Consider the following 524-nt stretch of genomic DNA (forward strand, 5'->3'; position numbering starts at 1 on the left):
TGATTGTAAGCCTTATAGTTTCTTGGTTTTGGTTTATAGCTGCCACACTCTTATCTATCATTCCAATACTCATGGCTTTTTTTAATTACCTTCCCAATGGAACTATCATGTTTTTAATATTGTTTTCCATTTTCGGTGCTCTTGGATCTGCAATAGCGGCTTGGCTTTCAGCGGAACGAATTAACTTATTACTAGCGGCTATAGGAACTTTTGTCTTTGGCCTTGTTTGCATAGACTTAAGTATTATTTTAATGGTCTTGATCCTGAATTAAAAGCTGAAAAGTTTTTAATGGTCTTGATCCTGAATTAAAAGCTGAAAAGTTTATTGATTTCTTTTCTCACTCAAAATTATTGCGTATGATATTTGATTTCGCCTTGGCAGCAACTTCAAGTACTTTTCTTGTTGTTCCTGGATTTTCTGCACTGCAAGCCTGGGCTAAACCTCATAAACGCGCACGTGTTATTGCTGCCAATAACATTCTCAACTCTGCTATTATGGTTATGGGAGCAGGTATTATCACTTT

At 36.1% G+C, this 524-nt stretch carries 1 pseudogene; it reads left to right on the forward strand.

The annotated features are described in order from the left end of the window. A pseudogene (locus ACFINZ_RS10370) lies at window positions 1–272 on the forward strand (MFS transporter); the annotation flags it as partial. Window positions 273–524: the final 252 nt, after the last annotated feature.

This window comes from Bartonella sp. AA81SXKL (assembly GCF_042196945.1).
Taxonomy (GTDB): domain Bacteria; phylum Pseudomonadota; class Alphaproteobacteria; order Rhizobiales; family Rhizobiaceae; genus Bartonella.